The sequence below is a fragment of the Wolbachia endosymbiont (group A) of Clivina fossor genome (genome assembly GCF_964026865.1).
Lineage (GTDB): Bacteria > Pseudomonadota > Alphaproteobacteria > Rickettsiales > Anaplasmataceae > Wolbachia.
In genome coordinates, this window is the sequence record NZ_OZ034707.1 from 160393 (window position 1) to 178649 (window position 18257).

Genomic DNA, 18257 nt, shown 5'->3' on the forward strand with positions numbered 1-18257 from the left:
GTGAATTTATCGTATATTCTATTTGTCTTCCCAATAACGAAGTTTGGTATTAGAGGTAGCAGCATGGCGAGAACTTTTGCTCAGAGAAAGAATAAACGAAGCAGCAAGGGGCAACTTACTTAAGTTTGCAAGGGGAGAAGAACTTGATGATTTAGCTGAATTTTACGGAGTGGAAAGGGAGAACGGGGAAAAGGATGAACGATTTAGAAAAAGAATCAAGGCAAGAATAGTTGGCTCAAGCACAGGAGGAAATTATCGGTATTATGCATTATCAGCAGATACGAGAGTAAAAGATGCATTAGTAGAATCACCTGTACCAGGAAAAGTACAAGTTTCAATCTTATCCACAGAATTATCCACACTGCCAGAAGAATTACTAGAAATTGTCAGAAATCAGCTAAACAGGGAGGATGTGAGGATTTTAACAGATACAATAGAAGTGGTAAGTTGCAATATTATAGAAATAGATATCCACAGTAAAATTAGCATTAAAAGACCAGATATTATTGAAACGGTGAAGAAGAAATTTATAGAAAAATTTGAAACAACGAAAAGATTAGGATGGAATGTAACAAGGTCGTGGATTATAGCGAATTTGTTCGTAGAAGGAGTAGAAAACGTGGAATTAATCGAGCCAAGAGAGGACGTTGTGGTACTGGGGAATGAGTGTGCTACCTTAAGAAGTTTAAATGTTGAGTTGAATTAATGCTATTACCACCAAACGCAACAAAGCAAGAAAAAGCGCTGATTGATGCAATCGATTACAAAGTAGACCCAAGCTGTGTAAAAGGATTTAAATTTAGCCCAGGGGAAAAAGTATTGCCGTGGATAATAGAGGAATATGGGTTAGAAGAGATTCTGCGTTGGGCAAAAGAGAAAAGAAGAGCGATAAAAGAAGGGGTAGAATTTCAGCGTTTAAGAGGAACACCAGCATCGCTGAAAATAGCACTGAAGTGGGCAAATATAAATGAAGATATTACAATTATTGAAGAGCCACCTGGAGAACACTTTTTTGAATTACAGATAGGGATAAGAGACGTACCAAACGACTTCTTCGTAGATGCAGTAGTAGAACTAGCAAAGCTATCATTACCTGCAAGATCGAGGTTAATGAGGCTTTTCAATGACTACTATAATATTGGAAGATTTATTTTAGATGAAAGTTTTTTTGGCAGTTTGTTGTCGGATTATTCAGGGGTAAAAATAGAAAAAGATGGGCCAGTGTTATCATTTGGTCGGAAGAACACATTTGAGCTAAAAATCTTAAATCCAACTTTTAAGTTTGGTACTTTTCGGATTCATTATGAGCAGGCATTAAGTAATGATCTGTATAGGCTAGATGTAGCAATACTTGGAGAAACCGAGCCTCACACAAAGAATTATAACGGTATTTATGAAAGAAGTCATCAGTGGAATAATTTAAAAACGTTATATCCGCTACCACAGAGCTTATTACCGGCAATTAAGTTTGCGAAAGCGCAGATAGTATTATCGGACAGTTGGAGTTTAGGAGAAATAAACGCATGTTTTCCAGTAAGTAGTATAGAAGAGAGGGGAAAAAGGTTTTTACTAGGAAGTGATAAGCTATCTGAACAAGTGTGGAATTTAAAATACAAGCCAATTTTAGAAAGGTTTAGCGTTACCTATCATTACAAAGTAGAAAACTCTACCGATCAAAAAGTTATAAGATTTGGTTTAGCAAAGCACTATGTTCATTTTGAAAGCGAATTAAATTCAGAGCAAAAGGATGCAATACAGGAGTTAGAAAATTACATTTTAGTGTTTTACCCAGGTTCTCTAATTGCATGAAAGTCAATAATAATTTTTTGTATCATGAAAAATATTTTTTGATGTAAAACTCAGGTCTGATACAACCTTTTATTTACTATCGTATTATCTTATTCAATCAAAAGGGGTTTTATTGGCAATCAAAACACCAGCACTAAATTTCTAATTAATCTCTTTTAAATTATGCAGCCAATGAATATGTGGATAAATACGCCACACACATTTAAAGTATTTATCCACATATTCATTAAGCTTATAAAAACTAAGGTATCATTCTTTCCCTTCATAGTCTTAATATAAGTTAAAATAGCATGCTTCCATGGTTCTCTCCGCGGTCTGATATGGCTAATTTGTATTTTAGCCAAGCCGCACTATACTTGTTAGGCGGAAGTGGACGGCAACATGTGTCTTACGAAGTCTATGCTTCAACCTAGGATCTTGCTTATCCCTTCCATCGGCATTGCTATCTTTACTTTACATCAAATTATCTACTTTTTGCATTTATTGATAACAGAATTCTGTTTTACTAACCAACATCCTATGCATAATTACAGACAACTTCCGCGCTACGGCAACAATTGCTTTCTTCATACCCTTCTTTTTTGCAAGCCTCAATCCCCAGCTTCTCAATTTAAATTTCCTTTTACATTTTACCAGTAAGACTTGTGCTGCTTCGTACAACACATTCCTACATTCTACTGGTCCCATTTTTGATATACTTCCATGCCGATCAATCTCTCCAGAAGCGTACTGTCTTGGGCTCAATCCCATATAGGCTCCAACTGCATAAGATGTTTCAAACCTATATGCATCATCTATCGCAGCTTTGTATGTCATTGCTACTATAATACCAACTCCTGGAACAGTAGTTAATAATTTACAATCCTCATCTTTTTTACCTTGCTCTGAGAGCATTTTGTCAAGTTTTCTTATCGATTCTTCTATTGTTTCTAAGCTATGTACTAATGCTTCAATTGAGTTCTTGCTAATTTCATCTAGCTCATTAATTATTTCTTGCACTTTTAAAATGAAACTTGTAGATCTGGCACGCTGATCAATTTTTATCCCGTATATTTTTAATAATCCTCTTATTGTTCCCTCAATTTTCTCTCTGCTACGTGTTAATTGTCTTCTGCTTCCAAGCATTATTTTAATCTGACAAGCTTCATCTGACTTTACTAATACCTCTTTAAATAGCCCAACTCTCATCATTTGTGCTATACCTCTTGCATCATTTTTATCATTCTTATTGATTCTTGCAGACAATGCTGCTGCCATATGCCTTGCATCTACACAAGTTACTGGCAATCCAAATCTCCTCAATTCTTTGCACATTGATATTGATAGTTGTCCACTTTCTATCCCTATTGCTTCATATTTTTTGCTTTGACTAAGCAAATACTCCGCTATTGTACTGCTTTCACTTACAATAACTTCTTCTTTAACAATTTTTCCTTTCTCATCAACGATACTGATAAAAGTTTCCTTGAGTGAGACATCTAATCCACTATAATATTTCATAAGACTGCTCCTACTGTAAAAGTTTAAATTATTTTTGAAGAACTAATTCTATTGAACTTGTTACTTCGTGCTAAAATAATGGAGTATATCTCTCCATCATTCAATAGCAATTACAGTATGTGTACTAACTTGGCATGAACATCGACATTTGAACAGGTCCTGGGAAGAAAAACAACCTATATGCTTAATGAATTAAATACATATATTTATATCTTCATATACTACATTAACATTCGGTAAAAATGTGTGTTTTTTGAAAAAAAGAAGTTGCTTTTCCATGCCAAAACAGCTATAAATCAGGTAGGTGTAGGTAAACATAAGAAATTAATCTTGCACTGAAGTGAGCCAAATTGGCGTATGTTTTTATAGTGGGGTAACTAAAATGTTCAATTTAAATAAAAGACTGGAAAAATTAAAGGAGAATTCATTTCGTGGAATAAATGAAAAAGATGAAAAAGGAGAAACAGTATTGCACCGTGCAGTGGAAATCTCCGATCGCAAAACAGTGAAGTTATTAATAACAAAAGGAGTGGACATCAATGCAAGAGATAAAAAGGGTTATACACCACTGCACTGCGCAGTATTTGCGAGAAGTTTAGAAAATGCAAAAGTGCTGATAAGGGGAGGAGGAGAAATAAATGCCACTCAATATATCAACGGATGTGCACCACTGCATTCTGCATGTAAGCTAGGGGCAGGTATTGCAATAATAAAAGAGCTAGTAAAAGCGGGAGCTGCAGTTAATCAACTGGATAAATATGGTGCAACACCAATGTATTATATATGGGAAAGTGAAAGGTATGGTCTATGGGATAATGGAGAGAATGAGAAGGCGAGGAAATTCCTAGGAAAACAAGGCGGAATAACAAAAAGTAGAAAAGTGACATGCTATGAAATAGAGAGTTTAGTGGAAGAAATAGCATATATGTTGGATAGAAGCTATTTACCAGAACTAAAAATAATAGAGATAAAAGAAATAAGAAAGAGAGATAAGGAGCTAATAAAGGAAGAGTGTAAAAATTTAGCAAGCAAGATAATGAGCCGAGTGAGCGAAATGATAGATGAAGTGTTGGAGGCAGACTTAAGATATTAGGTATATAAATTTATATTTTAATATAACATGCGAAAAAAATGTGTATATTTTGTAAAAAAAACTTGCTTTCTATGGTAAAACAGGCATAGCTGGAATAGTGGTAGGTAAACAAAAAAAAATTACCAAGCACTAAAATTTTGTGGTTTTTATAGTGGGGTAACGAAGATATTCAATTTAAATAAAAGACTGGAAAAATTAAAGGAGAATTCATTTCGTGGAATAAATGAAAAAGATGAAAAAGGGGAAACAGTATTGCACCGAGCAGCACAAGTGTCAGAGCCAGAAGTAATAAAGTTACTGATAGAAAAGGGAGCGAAAACAAATATAGAAAACAAAAGCGGAGAAACACCATTACACCTAGCAGCATTTTATGGAAAGGTAGAGAATGTAAAAGTACTGTTGGAGGAAGGAGCAGATGTAAATGCTAGAAACGGTAAGAGAAATACGGCATTACATTATGCGAGCCTAATGGGATATGAAGAAACGGTAAGGGAGCTAATAAAAGGAGGGTCAAATGTTAATACTGGGAACTACATAGGAAGGACCCCCCTGCATGAAGCAGTATTTATGAGGGAAATAGGGAATGTGAGGGCAATATTAGAAGCGGGAGGTGACGTAAATGCGAAAGACCAAAAAGGATATACACCACTGCATATAGCATGCAAAACAGGAGAAACAAAAGAGATAATAAAAGAGCTAGTAAAAGCCGGAGCAAAAATTAATGCACTATGCAGTAGAGGAATAACACCAATGTATTACGCGAGGAATAATGAAGAGATAATAGAGATGTTAAAGAAACATGGTGGAAAAATAAATAAAGCGGAAGAGTTGCTAGAAGAACTAAAGGAGTTATCGGAGCGGACAGTAGATGCGATATTGAGCCTAGATTTAAAAGAAAAAGGAGAAAGAAGGTTTGAAGAAATAAGGGAAAAGTTAGAAGAAGCGCCATTGGTCAAGAAGGCACTGATGGAAGTGGAAAAAGAGCTAGAAGATATGGATGAGAAGATAAAAGGGCTATAAAAAGAGCTTTCTGTAAGAGAAGGGAGTAAAAGGTTGGCTATAGGAAAAATAGGGGAAATCAAGCCTAAATTTAAAAGAAAGAGAGAAAAGCTGACAACAGCAGGAGGTAGATTTAACAAATTAAGTATATAGGTTTATATCTTAATATAACATGTGGAAAAAATGTGTAAATTTAGCAAAAAAAACTTGCTTTTTATGCTAAAACAGCCCTAAGTGAAAAAGTGGTTGGTAAATATAAAAAACTTACCAGGCGCTAAAGTAAGCCAAAATGGCGATTTTATAATGGTTTAATATTGGGGTAATTATGAGATTTAGTAAAAGAAGCAAGGAAGAATTTAATAAGTGGTGGAAAGAATTAGTAGAGAGCTCATTTGAAAATATTAATAAAAGAGACAAGAAGGAAAGAACCATATTGCATTATGCAGTAGGAATTTTAGATCCAAAAAAAGTGAGGTTATTAATCCAAAAAGGAGCAAATGTAAATGTGGCGGATGCGGGACAATATAGACCATTGCACTTAGCAGTGATGGGCCAACGTCTAGAAAATACAAAAGAGCTGATAAAGGCAGGAGTAGAGGTAAACGCAGTGGAACGAAGTAGCAAATTTGCCGCGTTACACCTTGCCTGCATGGTAAGTGAAATAAAAATAGTAGAAGAGCTAGTAAAAGCGGGAGCAAATCTAGAGCAAAAGGATAAATTTGGCAAAACAGCAATGTATTATGCGAGAAATAATAAAGAGATAAAAGAAGTGTTAGAGAACGTAAAAATGGCAAATAAACAGAGGGAGTTTATAGAAAGAACAAGGGAAAGTACGGCAGCAGGTGTAAAAGAAGAGCTTGTGGATGAGAAAGTGCTATAGCGTTTAAAAATTCAGAAGTGCTGTGTTTGAAAAGGTGATTATATGGAAAAAAAAGTAGAAAAAGAGGTAAAATGTTTAGAGAAAAAAGCGTTGGAAGAGCTGAGGAAAATATGGAAAAAGGTATTTGAGGAAGAGGCACCTAGATACTCAAAGAAATACCTGATACCAAGATTGGCGTATAAAATACAGGAGAAAACATATGGAGAAATATCAAGAAAAGGAGCAAAAAGACTAGAATACCTGGCAGATCGACTAGAGAAGGGAAAAAGGATAAGTAGCGATAAACTGCCAGTAGAGGGAACAGAGTTGATATTAGAGAGAGGAGATACCGTCTTGTTATACCAATTCCTAAAAATAAATAGACGAATAAAGAAAAATTTCTAAAATAGAATAATTTAAGAATTAGTGGGGAGTTATGGCAGGAAAAAGTAAAGCAATAGGAGAAGAATTATATAATAAGTGTAACCTGGAATTAAAGAAGCACGGCATAAGAGGAGAGATAGGAAGAAGATTACAGGCAATAATATCTGCAAAAGAATATGGAATAACAAAAGTTGCTCAAATATACCGAATTACTAGAACTACATTGATGAAGTGGATTACAAGATTTAAGGAAGGAGGAGTCAATGCGTTTAAAATACAACCAGGACGTGGAGTAAAGCCGAAGTTGAGCTACAAGCAGCAAGAAGAAATTAAAAATGTCATAGCAGAAGAAGGAGCCAACCTAACGGCTAAGAAATTAAAAATCATAATTGAGAAAATGTTTTCTATTGAGGTAAGTAAGTCTACAGCACATAGACTGATGCAAAAGTTAGGTTTTTCGTATATTACTCCAAGGCCTGTGCACAATAAACAGGATAAAAATAAACAAGAAGAGTTTAAAAAAAAATCTTAATGAAACTATTGTCACGTATCCCGAAAAAGAGCTATTTTTCTTCGATGAGTCGCGGTTTGGCACACATTCAAAGATTGGACACGGGTGGTTTAAAAAAGGCATTAGGACACAGGTTAAGGTAAAATTAGGTAGGCAAAACTTTTATCTCTATAGTGCAGTTAATCCTAGAAATGGAGAGAGTTCTAGCTTATTCGTACCAAACGTCAATACTGATTGTATGAATATATTCCTTGAGCAGATGTCACAATATTTAGGAACAAGGGAGGCATTTCTTGTTGTGGATTGTGCAGGATGGCATAGATCCAAAGGTTTAAAAATACCACAAAATATTACCTTAATCTATTTACCTCCATATTCACCAGAGTTAAATCCAGTAGAGCGTTTATGGCAATATTTGAAAGACAATCTCATTAAAAATAGAATATATGACTCTGTTAGTTTATTGGAGGATACTGTATGTGCATTCATTCGTAATATTACGGAAAGTTCGATCAAAACCATTTGTTCTGTGAGTTATTTGCCTACTTATTTATGAGATTTGGTATTACTTACCTCAATAGAAAACATTTTCTCAATTATGATTTTTAATTTCTTAGCCGTTAGGTTGGCTCCTTCTTCTGCTATGACATTTTTAATTTCTTCTTGCTGCTTGTAGCTCAACTTCGGCTTTACTCCACGTCCTGGTTGTATTTTAAACGCATTGACTCCTCCTTCCTTAAATCTTGTAATCCACTTCATCAATGTAGTTCTAGTAATTCGGTATATTTGAGCAACTTTTGTTATTCCATATTCTTTTGCAGATATTATTGCCTGTAATCTTCTTCCTATCTCTCCTCTTATGCCGTGCTTCTTTAATTCCAGGTTACACTTATTATATAATTCTTCTCCTATTGCTTTACTTTTTCCTGCCATAACTCCCCACTAATTCTTAAATTATTCTATTTTAGAAATTTTTCTTTATTCATCTATTTATTTTTAGGAATTGGTATCAGAATACCGAAAATGATATGGAGTAGCTTACGCATTGCAGCACCAACGATGGCCATATTATGCTTACCCTTTTCCTTTAATCTTTGGCAAAAGCTCATAATGATAGGATTGTGATTCTTAGCTACTATGGCAGGAAAGAAAAGTGCCTTACGTAATGTTTGTGAACCGGATTTACTTAATCTGGGTTTGGCATATACAGAGGAACCTGACGTCATATTTCGTGGTATAACTCCTGTATATGCTGCCAATTGCCTGGCATCTCTAAAAACCTCTATATCAGAAACTTCAGCTAAAATAGCTATTGCTGATTCTTCTCCTATGCCTGGAATAGTCAATAGAAGTTGAAAATTTTCCAACAATTCTTTGTGTTGATTTAATAGTTCACGTACGGAGTTTTTTATTGTTTCTATTTTTTGAGCTATATTCATTGCAAGGTCTTCCCAAGCATTTGCAACTTCTTTAGGCAGTCTCTCTTTTTTTTCTAAGTGGTTATTTACTAATGTTAACTCATCTTTTAACGCAACTGAGCAACGATAAAGATGTTTTAATTTTTTCATTTCAGGAGAAGGTGGTGTCCAACTAGAAGGTTCCTGTCTTTGGCAATAATCAGCAATAACTTCTGCATCGGTCTGATCATTCTTTTGTCGTATCAGCTTACTCCTTGCATAAGATTTTATGCAATAAGGATTTACAACACTTACAAAATGTCCAGCATTGTGTAGAAATTCAGCCAGTGCTTCGCTATAACAACCAGTAGATTCCATACAGGTTTTTGCTTTTTCTACATTATGTTTGTGTAGAAAATTCAGTAGACTTTGAAACCCATGATCATCGTTCTTAAAGCTTCTTTTTCTAGTTTCACGCTTTCCTTTTTTGCTTATAAATGAGAGAAAAACATCAAAGCGATCTTTTGATATATCTATGCCCAAAAAGTTGTTGATCATATATAACCCCATACGTTACCATTAAAAATGAAAAGTAAGGCTAGTCTTGTGAATACAGAATTAGAACCATTCAGGTCTTTCTACGATACCGTCCAGCCTATACTTTTGAGAAGGGAATTCTTATCTTCTCTACAGATTTTATATCTAAGAAGAAGCACAGAGTTCCTCCCTTCTCCACCTAATGCTTAAGCTTAAAACATTAGATGCTTTTGACAAGATACAAGAAGAAGTTCACGTTGTAATGGTAAGAGATACAGGTTTGATCTATCGAGAAGAGTTTTATACGTCATTATCAGCGGTAGCTGGAAAAATAATGGGAATGAGTTATAACGGACCGTTGTTGTTCGGAATGCGTGATAAAAAGGGAAGTTGAGGAGGAGAAAATGCTAAAAGAGGTAAGGTGTGCGATATATACGAGAAAATCAAATGAGGACGGGCTAGAGCAGAAGTTTAATAGTTTAGATGCGCAGCGAGTAGCATGTGAAAAATATATAAAAAGCCGAGAAGGTTGGGTAGCATTGGCAAAAAAGTACGATGATGGAGGGTTCTCAGGGAGTAATTTAAATAGACCAGCGATAAAGGAACTATTCGAAGATGTAAAAGCAGGAGAGGTAGACTGCGTGGTAGTGTATACGCTGGATAGGTTATCAAGGGAAACAAAGGACTGCATAGAGGTAACGTCATTTTTTAGAAGGCACCGGATAAGTTTTGTAGCAGTGACGCAAATATTTGATAACAACACACCAATGGGAAAATTTGTACAAACAGTGTTATCAGGAGCAGCACAACTAGAAAGAGAAATGATAGTAGAGAGAGTAAAAAATAAAATAGCAACATCGAAGGAACAAGGGTTATGGATGGGAGGAACTTTGCCGCTAGGGTATGATGTGAAAGATAAAGAATTAATAATAAATGAGAAAGAAGCAAAGACGGTGAAACATATATTTGAGAGGTATATGGAGCTGAAGTCAATGGCAGGATTAGCAAGAGAGTTAAATAGCCAAGGGTACCGAACGAAAGCAAAATCAGATATCTTTAAAAAGGCCACGGTAAGGAGGATAATAACAAATCCGATATATATGGGAAAAATCAGACATTATGAGAAGCAATATGAGGGAAAACATGAAGCAATAATAGAAAAAGAAAAATGGCAAAAAGCACAGGAATTGATAAAGGATCAGCCGTATAGAAAAGCAAAATATGAAGAGGCGCTACTAAAGGGAATAATAAAGTGCAAGAGCTGTGGTGTAATACCAATTCCTAAAAATAAATAGACGAATAAAGAAAAATTTCTAAAATAGAATAATTTAAGAATTAGTGGGGAGTTATGGCAGGAAAAAGTAAAGCAATAGGAGAAGAATTATATAATAAGTGTAACCTGGAATTAAAGAAGCACGGCATAAGAGGAGAGATAGGAAGAAGATTACAGGCAATAATATCTGCAAAAGAATATGGAATAACAAAAGTTGCTCAAATATACCGAATTACTAGAACTACATTGATGAAGTGGATTACAAGATTTAAGGAAGGAGGAGTCAATGCGTTTAAAATACAACCAGGACGTGGAGTAAAGCCGAAGTTGAGCTACAAGCAGCAAGAAGAAATTAAAAATGTCATAGCAGAAGAAGGAGCCAACCTAACGGCTAAGAAATTAAAAATCATAATTGAGAAAATGTTTTCTATTGAGGTAAGTAAGTCTACAGCACATAGACTGATGCAAAAGTTAGGTTTTTCGTATATTACTCCAAGGCCTGTGCACAATAAACAGGATAAAAATAAACAAGAAGAGTTTAAAAAAAAATCTTAATGAAACTATTGTCACGTATCCCGAAAAAGAGCTATTTTTCTTCGATGAGTCGCGGTTTGGCACACATTCAAAGATTGGACACGGGTGGTTTAAAAAAGGCATTAGGACACAGGTTAAGGTAAAATTAGGTAGGCAAAACTTTTATCTCTATAGTGCAGTTAATCCTAGAAATGGAGAGAGTTCTAGCTTATTCGTACCAAACGTCAATACTGATTGTATGAATATATTCCTTGAGCAGATGTCACAATATTTAGGAACAAGGGAGGCATTTCTTGTTGTGGATTGTGCAGGATGGCATAGATCCAAAGGTTTAAAAATACCACAAAATATTACCTTAATCTATTTACCTCCATATTCACCAGAGTTAAATCCAGTAGAGCGTTTATGGCAATATTTGAAAGACAATCTCATTAAAAATAGAATATATGACTCTGTTAGTTTATTGGAGGATACTGTATGTGCATTCATTCGTAATATTACGGAAAGTTCGATCAAAACCATTTGTTCTGTGAGTTATTTGCCTACTTATTTATGAGATTTGGTATAAATATGACCATGACGTATGCAAAAAAAGAAAATAAAAGGTATAGATATTACGTATGCAACAATCATTTAGTTGGAAAAAGCTGTGCGTCAAAGAATCGGAATATAGTAGCAGGAGAAGTAGAAAAAGAAGTGATGAAGAAAACGGAGCAGCTATATGAAAAATGTGGAGAAAAAGTGGAAGAGTGGAAAAATTTAAGTTTTGGAAAACAGAAAGAAGTGGTGAAAAAGTTAATAAAGGGAGTAATGGTAAAAGAAGATGGAATAGAGGTGCATTCTGAGTCAGAGAGGACATTTATAGCAATGAATTTAAAGAAGAAAGGAAATAAATGCACGGTAATAGAACCAGAAGGGAAAACGAATAATGCGCTACTGAAAGCAGTGGTAAGGGCTCATCTGTGGAAACGTCAACTGGAGGCAGGAAAATATAGAAGTGTGAAAGAGCTGAGCGTTAAAATTAATATAGGTACAAGACGTATACAACAAATTTTAAGGTTAAATTATTTAGCTCCAAAGATAAAAGAAGACATAGTAAATGGGAGACAACCAAGACATCTCAGGTTAGCTGATTTAAGGGAAATACCGATGTTATGGAGTGAGCAATTGGAAAAGTTTTATGGATTAACGTTTATAAAAGCAATAAAATGAGAGCACTGAAAAAAGTATGGAGAGAAAAAACTTGATATCCATTTTCTGATCTTTTAAGGCATGTTACAGAGGTGGTTGTAAAAAGATATATAAGGGCATCTAAAGTAGAGAATGCCATTCTCAACCCATCTCTGACAGTTGTTTTTTTCTTTAACATGCCCAAAGTTTAAAAAAATAAGATTTAAATACAAAAAGGTTGAATATTTCTACAGAATGGTGTACAATTATTAATAGTTTTGAAGAGAATTTCTTATGGCTTTGTCAAAGTTTTTAGATCCAAAAAACAATTATGCCTTCGTGCGCATCTTTGGTACTGAGAAAAATAAAGATATTCTCATTCATTTTCTCAACGATGTTCTAAACCTCACTGGTGAAGCTAAAATAAAGAATGTGCAGTTTCTAAGTCCCATTCAAAACCCCGACATTGCCGCTAAAAAGGAGAGTATTGTCGATGTATTATGTAGAGATTCTGCAGGTGTTCAATTTATTTGCGAGATGCAGGTTGCGAGAACGACTGGCTTTGAAAAACGCGCACAATACTATGCTGCTGGAGCTTATTTTAGCCAAGCCGGCATAGGTGACAAATATCATGAACTTAAAGAAGTTATCTTCATTGCCATCACTGATTTTGTTCTATTTCCTAATAAATCAGCCTACAAGTCCGATCATGTTACTCTTGATAAGATTACTCACGAACATGACCTGAAGGACTTTAGTTATACTTTCATAGAACTACCGAAATTTCCAAAAACAAAAGAGGATCAATTAGAAAGTATAGTCGAAAAATGGATATTTTTCTTTAAGTATGCAAGTGAAACTAGTGAAAAGGATCTAAAGAAAATAGTAGGAAGTGACGAGATTATTGGCAGAGCTTATAATGAGTTGATAGAGTATAATTGGACTAAGGAAGAACGGACTATATATCAACAAGCTAAGAAAAATGAGGATGATAATGTATCTTGCCTCAACCAGAAATTTAATGAAGGAAAAATTGAAGGAAAAATTGAAGGAAAGATTGAAGGAAAAATTGAAGTGGCAAAAAACTTACTTAAAGCTGGCGTATCTGTTAACCTAGTAGCTGAATCTACTGGTCTTCCTAAAGATGAAATTGAACAACTCAAGAAGAAATAGTCTCTCATTGCCTAAATAAGTTTTAGACCGCCCATTTTTTTCTGCTATTACTAGCGGTACCTATAGAGGTACGTTCTGAATCAGAGGAAAAATTTATACCAATGAATTTAAAGAAGAAAGAAAACAAATGCACGGTAGTAGAACCAGAAGGGAAAACAAATAATGCGCTACTGAAAGCAGTGGTAAGGGCTCATCTGTGGAAACGTCAACTGGAAGAGGGCAAATATGGAAGTGTGAAAGAGCTGAGCGTTAAAATTAATATAGGTACGAGACGCATACAACAAATTTTAAGGTTAAATTATTTAGCTCCAAAGATAAAAGAAGACATAGTAAATGGGAGACAACCAAGTAATTTGAGGTTAGTTGATTTAAGGGAAATACCGATGCTGTGGAGTGAGCAATTAGAGAAGTTTTACGGGTTTAAGCAAGCTGTCTGCCAATAAAAAATTGGATAATTTCTTTAGAGGAATCTATAAATCATTAAACTTTCTGCAATTCTTTAGTCTTACTTATGGAAAGATTAGTAAGTTTAACATTCCCACTAAATTGGATAAATTGATTGCAAAAAAATAAGATTTTCAGTAAGTTGCTTGTATAGTTGGCCTTTCATAGGTAACAAAGCCAACTCTCATGCTACTTCCTTACCATTTTGCACTGTTGTTTGATTCACTACAGCTTCAGCATTGACATTCTCAAGTGACTTTGAAGGCTTATTACAATAGTATATGATTGCAGCAATAACTAAGCAACAAGCCCCAACTGCTATTCCCACTGCTAGCATTTCTAAGTAAACTGCAATAGCTATTCCTGAAATAATTCCAACTATTACAAGTGCAGAAGGAGCTATAATAGGCAACCTATTAGCATCTTTAAATTCTTCATCTGTGTTGCTGTTACTAATAGTTGCACAACTGTTACTATCTATTACAAGTGCAGGGACTCCGCCAACAATATTGCAATAAACCTGAAACTTGAGAAGACTATTTCTCGAAAGCTTCTACAAAAAGAACGGAGAGTTGAATTTATTTATAGAGCTAATGATCAAATAACCATATGTCTCGATGAATAATATATGGTAGAGCTCATGGGCAACAAAAAATTAATAGTTCGGATTAGTTGTAGTTATGAAGTAAATCGATTAGCAGAGTTGTATCTATTAGATGCATATGAAAAATTAGTGTTAAGTAAACCAATAAAAGCGAGCAAAAAGGAAGAAAACTCTGAATATAAGAAAGTAGATTTGAGGACGGTAAAATGGTAACAGTTAGTTTATATGCAAGAGTTTCTTCAGGTAGGCAAGCACAAGAAGATACAATAGCAAGCCAAATTGCTGCTATAGAGAATCAAATTAGTATGGATGGACATAAATTATTAAATGAATATAAATTTATTGATAATGGTTATAGTGGTTCTAACATAATCCGTCCTGGTTTGGAAAAATTACGTGATAAAATAGCAGAAGGTAACATTGATAAGGTTTATATTCATTCTCCTGATCGTTTATCTCGTAAGTATGCATATCAGATGATATTACTTGAAGAGTTTAAGAAATTAGGAGTGGAAGTCATTTTTTTAAATTATCAAATTAGCGATAATCCAGAATCTCAATTACTATTACAAATGCAAGGTATGATAGCAGAATACGAACGTGCAAAAATCATGGAACGAAGTCGTCGAGGAAAGATTTATGCAGCAAATAAGGGTTGTATAAGTGTAATGAGTGCTGCTCCTTATGGCTATCGTTATATAAACAAAAATACAGAAACAGGACAGGCCTTATTTGAGATTTATGAAGAAGAAGCTGAAGTTGTTCGTAAAGTATTTTCTTTGGTAGGAAGAGAAAGAGCCAGTATAGGAGAAGTATGTCGTAGGCTAAGTGCTATGTCCATTATGACGAGAACTGGAAAAGAGTATTGGGATAGGGCTGTAGTTTTGAGTATGTTAAAAAACTCTGCTTATAAAGGACAAGCAGCTTTTGGTAAAACAAGGTTTGGCGTAAAACTAAAACATATAAGACCGAAAAAAAACTCCTGCGAGCATCCAAAAGATAATTATTCTACTTATCCTGTTCCAAAAGAGGATTGGATTTATATTAAAGTACCTAGTATAGTAAGCGAAGATTTATTTGAAATCGTTCAAGAACAATTAGCTGAGAATAGAAAAATAGCAAGAACAAGACAAAGAGGAGCAAGACATTTATTGCAAGGTTTAGTAGTATGTAAGCTTTGCAATTATGCATATTATGGTACTAGCACTGCAAGGAATAAGGAGGGGAAAAAAACTAATAATCAGGTATATTATCGTTGTGTTGGCACGGATTCATACCGTTTTGGCGGTAATAAAATGTGTAACAACAAATTAATTCGTACAGATACATTAGACATGGCTGTGTGGGAAGAGGTGAAACATCTATTAAAAAATCCGAATAGAATATTAGAGGAGTATAAACGTAGACTTTCAGAACTTACCACTAGATCAAAAAAGCGCTTTGCTTGAAACACAAGAAGATAAATTAAAACGAGGTATTGCAAGGTTAATTGATAGTTATACTCAAGAATATATTGATCAAGAAGAATTTGAGCCAAGAATTAAAGCAATGAAACAAAACTTAAAAATGGTTGAAGAACAAAAGAAAAAGATATTTGATCAGAAAAAACTCACACAAGAGTTAACTCTAGTAGTAACAAATTTAGAGGGGTTTTCCTCTAGTATTAACTCAAGTCTTAATAATGCAGACTGGCTAACTAAACGTGATATTATTAGAACGTTAGTTAAGCGAATTGAGATTAATTTTGAGGATGTAAACATCGTGTTTAGAGTAAAAGAGCTTCCAGACTCTTTTCATATGGAGAAAAATCAATGCTTGCAATGTTGTTGTAGGGGTAAGAACCATGGAAGCATGCTATTTTAACTTATATTAAGACTATGGAGGGAAAGAATGATACCTTAGTTTTTATAAGCTTAATGAATATGTGGATAAATACTTTAAATGTGTGTGGCGTATTTATCCACATATTCATTGGCTGCATAATTTAAAAGAGATTAATTAGAAATTTAGTGCTGGTGTTTTGATTGCCAATAAAACCCCTTTTGATTGAATAAGATAATACGATAGTAAATAAAAGGTTGTATCAGACCTGAGTTTTACATCAAAAAATATTTTTCATGATACAAAAAATTATTATTGACTTTCATGCAATTAGAGAACCTTGGAACTGATGGTGCGCATTGTTATGGTGGTTTCTTTGCTGTTTTAGCTGCTTGGTGTGAAAAGCATCATATACCTTATCAAGGTGTACCTGTCAAGACGATAAAACGTTTTATCACCGGTAAAGGCAATGCAAGTGTGGCAAAGTAGTGTTGACGGCAGGGGTTGATGTGCAAAAAGATCGGTTAGAAGTAGAAGTAGTAGCATGGGGAAAAAACCGAGAAAGTTGGTCAATAGACTACCAGGTATTAGAAGGTGATACTGGAAGTGAAGAAGTATGGGGAAAACTTTCGGAGTTATTAAATCATCATTTTATCGGTGAAAATGGTCTTGAATACATGATAAGTATGATGGCGGTTGATGCTGGGTATGCAACACAGGAGGTATACAATTGGGTGAGAGGTCATCAAGGCTCTGGAAGAGTAATGGCAGTAAAAGGGGCAAACAAAGCGCTAGTGCCACTGAGCAGCCCAAGTAGAGTTGATGTAACAGTTAGCGGACAAAAGCTAAAGAGAGGAATGAAGCTGTGGCCAGTTGGAGTATTGATATTAAAGTCAGAATTGTTTCAGTTGCTGAATGTTTTAACAGAAGGGGCGCCGGGGTATTGTCATTTTCCAGATTATACACCTGAGTATTTTAAACAGCTAACCGCAGAGCAACTAATTACCAAAGTAGTAAAAGGATATACCAAACAAGAGTGGCAAAAGATAAGAGACCGAAATGAAGTACTAGATTGCAGAGTTTATGCAAGAGCTGCGTCTATTGCCCTGGGGATTGATAGATGGCCAGAGAGTAAGTGGGAGAGTTTAGTAGGTGAAAAAACTAAAAAGCCTAAAAAGGTAAGAAAGAGTAGATGGCTGGGTGAGAAGAATGTACAGCAGTGAATATTTAGCCCAAGTTGAAGAAGCGATAAAGAAGCTGCAAAGCGGGGAAAGGGTTGTCTCAATTGCACATGGTGACCATGTAGTTCGGTACGGGGAAGTTCAAATAAAGGATTTATTGGAGCTCAGGCAACGAATCAAAGCAGAGTTAAAAGTTGCAGGTGTGAAGCCGAAGAGAAAGATTGTTATTGCAACTAGTAAAGGAGTTATATGAGAAGTTATATGGTGGAAAATGAGTATCCGGACTTTTTAGAGCATTTAAAGTATATTATAGCCACTGGTACACCAGGGATGCTTGTAAATGCAATAATAGACATTTCTCATTGGAATGAAAGTGTGGATTTTAAGCTAGTGAAAGAAGATGGTATAGTGGGCATCATACACAAAGCAACGCAAGGGGTGAAGTACATAGATCATGAGTATGCAAAAAGAAGAAAAGCCGCTGAGGAAGAAGGAATTCTCTGGGGAGCATACCATTTTGGTGTTGGGGAAAAAAGCGGCAGAGACCAAGCTGAACATTTTCTGGAGACAATAGGCGATAGTTCTGGAGTTTTACTCGCTCTTGATATAGAAGAAAATAAGGATGGAAAAAACATAACACCAAAACAAGCTGAAGACTTTGTTAATCGAGTTTATGTAGTAACGGGACGCGTTTGCCGTTAATTTATGGAAATGCGTATTTTCTCAAGGATTTTGCAACGCCAACTTTAACTGAATGTCCACTTTGGTTAGCGAAATGGGGAATAAAGCCGACATTACCAATAGGATGGAGGAACTGGACTTTATGGCAATATACTGACGGAAAAAGCGGAAAGAAGCCATATTCAGTAAAAGGCATAGGACCATGCGATAGGAATAAATTCAACGGGACATTAGAAGAATTAAAAGATTTTTGGATTGAATTATAGGTAGATTTGGCTATTATTTGT

17 protein-coding genes and 8 pseudogenes are annotated in these 18257 nt (G+C 35.0%); 21 read left to right on the top strand and 4 right to left on the bottom strand.

Features of this window, described 5'->3' with window-relative positions:
* Window positions 1-49 precede the first annotated feature (49 nt).
* Both AAGD99_RS00880 and AAGD99_RS00885 read left to right on the top strand, forming a co-directional pair.
* Window positions 50-706, top strand: a pseudogene (locus tag AAGD99_RS00880) (baseplate J/gp47 family protein); the annotation flags it as partial.
* A complete protein-coding gene (locus tag AAGD99_RS00885) occupies window positions 706-1809 on the top strand; it encodes a phage tail protein (protein WP_341822317.1) in 1104 nt (367 codons plus the stop codon). The pseudogene AAGD99_RS00880 and the gene AAGD99_RS00885, both read left to right, overlap by 1 nt.
* A gap of 480 nt (window positions 1810-2289) precedes the next feature.
* Here AAGD99_RS00885 and AAGD99_RS00890 read toward each other — a convergent pair whose 3' ends face one another.
* Window positions 2290-3309, bottom strand: a complete 1020-nt coding sequence (locus tag AAGD99_RS00890) for an IS110 family transposase (protein ID WP_341822222.1) — start codon at window positions 3307-3309, stop codon at window positions 2290-2292.
* A 382-nt stretch (window positions 3310-3691) separates the two neighbouring features.
* Between AAGD99_RS00890 and AAGD99_RS00895 the strand changes: the two genes are divergently transcribed.
* The 5 genes and pseudogenes from AAGD99_RS00895 to AAGD99_RS00915 all read left to right on the top strand — a co-directional run bounded on the left by AAGD99_RS00895 (window position 3692) and on the right by AAGD99_RS00915 (window position 7711).
* Window positions 3692-4402 (top strand): ankyrin repeat domain-containing protein, encoded by a 711-nt coding sequence (locus AAGD99_RS00895; protein ID WP_341822327.1) that lies wholly within the window; start codon window positions 3692-3694, stop codon window positions 4400-4402.
* Between the two features lie 219 nt (window positions 4403-4621).
* Window positions 4622-5422 carry an ankyrin repeat domain-containing protein gene (locus tag AAGD99_RS00900; RefSeq protein ID WP_341823183.1) on the top strand — a complete coding sequence of 267 codons (801 nt, stop codon included), beginning with the start codon at window positions 4622-4624 and terminating at the stop codon, window positions 5420-5422.
* 304 nt (window positions 5423-5726) lie between these two features.
* Window positions 5727-6281: an ankyrin repeat domain-containing protein gene (locus AAGD99_RS00905; RefSeq protein ID WP_341822328.1), complete on the top strand. Its 555-nt coding sequence runs from the start codon at window positions 5727-5729 to the stop codon at window positions 6279-6281.
* A 42-nt stretch (window positions 6282-6323) separates the two neighbouring features.
* Window positions 6324-6608 (top strand): annotated as a pseudogene (locus AAGD99_RS00910) (DUF2924 domain-containing protein); the annotation flags it as partial.
* Window positions 6609-6696: 88 nt separating this feature from the next.
* A protein-coding gene (locus tag AAGD99_RS00915; RefSeq protein ID WP_341822214.1) for an IS630 family transposase occupies window positions 6697-7711 on the top strand; the annotation gives its coding sequence in 2 pieces (ribosomal slippage) (window positions 6697-7161 and window positions 7163-7711; 1014 coding nt in all).
* Here AAGD99_RS00915 and AAGD99_RS00920 read toward each other — a convergent pair.
* A complete protein-coding gene (locus AAGD99_RS00920; protein ID WP_341822329.1) occupies window positions 7702-8088 on the bottom strand; it encodes a helix-turn-helix domain-containing protein in 387 nt (128 codons plus the stop codon). The genes AAGD99_RS00915 and AAGD99_RS00920 overlap by 10 nt on opposite strands.
* A 53-nt stretch (window positions 8089-8141) precedes the next feature.
* Entirely contained in the window at window positions 8142-9110 is a 969-nt protein-coding gene (locus tag AAGD99_RS00925; RefSeq protein ID WP_341822331.1) for an IS110 family transposase, read from the bottom strand.
* A 223-nt stretch (window positions 9111-9333) separates the two neighbouring features.
* Here AAGD99_RS00925 and AAGD99_RS00930 point away from each other — a divergent pair.
* From AAGD99_RS00930 to AAGD99_RS00955, 6 genes and pseudogenes are all read left to right on the top strand, one after another.
* A pseudogene (locus tag AAGD99_RS00930) lies at window positions 9334-9483 on the top strand (DUF2924 domain-containing protein); the annotation flags it as partial.
* A 10-nt stretch (window positions 9484-9493) separates the two neighbouring features.
* Window positions 9494-10360 (top strand): annotated as a pseudogene (locus AAGD99_RS00935) (recombinase family protein); the annotation flags it as partial.
* Window positions 10361-10437: 77 nt separating this feature from the next.
* Window positions 10438-11452 (top strand): IS630 family transposase gene (locus AAGD99_RS00940; RefSeq protein ID WP_341822214.1). Its coding sequence is split into 2 segments (ribosomal slippage): window positions 10438-10902 and window positions 10904-11452, totalling 1014 coding nucleotides; the frame shifts between segments, so codons are not numbered across the junction.
* 8 nt (window positions 11453-11460) lie between these two features.
* A pseudogene (locus AAGD99_RS00945) lies at window positions 11461-12108 on the top strand (zinc ribbon domain-containing protein); the annotation flags it as partial.
* 252 nt (window positions 12109-12360) lie between these two features.
* Window positions 12361-13239, top strand: a complete 879-nt coding sequence (locus AAGD99_RS00950) for an Rpn family recombination-promoting nuclease/putative transposase (protein WP_341822332.1) — start codon at window positions 12361-12363, stop codon at window positions 13237-13239.
* 62 nt (window positions 13240-13301) lie between these two features.
* Window positions 13302-13682 (top strand): annotated as a pseudogene (locus AAGD99_RS00955) (recombinase family protein); the annotation flags it as partial.
* Window positions 13683-13867: 185 nt separating this feature from the next.
* Here the strand turns inward: AAGD99_RS00955 and AAGD99_RS00960 are convergent.
* On the bottom strand, window positions 13868-14095 hold the full coding sequence (locus AAGD99_RS00960; RefSeq protein WP_341822334.1) for a hypothetical protein: 228 nt from the start codon (window positions 14093-14095) through the stop codon (window positions 13868-13870).
* A gap of 228 nt (window positions 14096-14323) precedes the next feature.
* On the opposite strand from AAGD99_RS00960, the gene AAGD99_RS00965 reads away from it, so the two are divergent.
* The 8 genes and pseudogenes from AAGD99_RS00965 to AAGD99_RS01000 all read left to right on the top strand — a co-directional run bounded on the left by AAGD99_RS00965 (window position 14324) and on the right by AAGD99_RS01000 (window position 18236).
* Entirely contained in the window at window positions 14324-14500 is a 177-nt protein-coding gene (locus tag AAGD99_RS00965; RefSeq protein WP_182319925.1) for a hypothetical protein, read from the top strand.
* Window positions 14494-15735 (top strand): recombinase family protein, encoded by a 1242-nt coding sequence (locus tag AAGD99_RS00970; RefSeq protein WP_341822336.1) that lies wholly within the window; start codon window positions 14494-14496, stop codon window positions 15733-15735. Before AAGD99_RS00965 ends, AAGD99_RS00970 begins: the two co-directional genes overlap by 7 nt.
* On the top strand, window positions 15728-16150 hold the full coding sequence (locus tag AAGD99_RS00975) for a hypothetical protein (RefSeq protein ID WP_341822337.1): 423 nt from the start codon (window positions 15728-15730) through the stop codon (window positions 16148-16150). The genes AAGD99_RS00970 and AAGD99_RS00975 overlap by 8 nt, the downstream gene beginning before the upstream one ends.
* Window positions 16151-16444: 294 nt before the next feature.
* A pseudogene (locus tag AAGD99_RS00980) lies at window positions 16445-16585 on the top strand (Holliday junction resolvase); the annotation flags it as partial.
* 5 nt (window positions 16586-16590) lie between these two features.
* Window positions 16591-17331, top strand: a pseudogene (locus AAGD99_RS00985) (terminase gpA endonuclease subunit); the annotation flags it as partial.
* The gene (locus tag AAGD99_RS00990) at window positions 17318-17542 is read left to right on the top strand and encodes a gpW family head-tail joining protein (RefSeq protein ID WP_341822338.1); all 225 of its coding nucleotides are present in this window, start codon (window positions 17318-17320) and stop codon (window positions 17540-17542) included. The pseudogene AAGD99_RS00985 and the gene AAGD99_RS00990, both read left to right, overlap by 14 nt.
* On the top strand, window positions 17539-17991 hold the full coding sequence (locus tag AAGD99_RS00995) for a glycoside hydrolase family 25 protein (RefSeq protein WP_341822339.1): 453 nt from the start codon (window positions 17539-17541) through the stop codon (window positions 17989-17991). The genes AAGD99_RS00990 and AAGD99_RS00995 overlap by 4 nt, the downstream gene beginning before the upstream one ends.
* Complete coding sequence (locus tag AAGD99_RS01000) at window positions 17982-18236, top strand: GH25 family lysozyme (protein ID WP_341822341.1); 255 nt, start codon at window positions 17982-17984, stop codon at window positions 18234-18236. Before AAGD99_RS00995 ends, AAGD99_RS01000 begins: the two co-directional genes overlap by 10 nt.
* The last annotated feature ends 21 nt before the right edge of the window (window positions 18237-18257 follow it).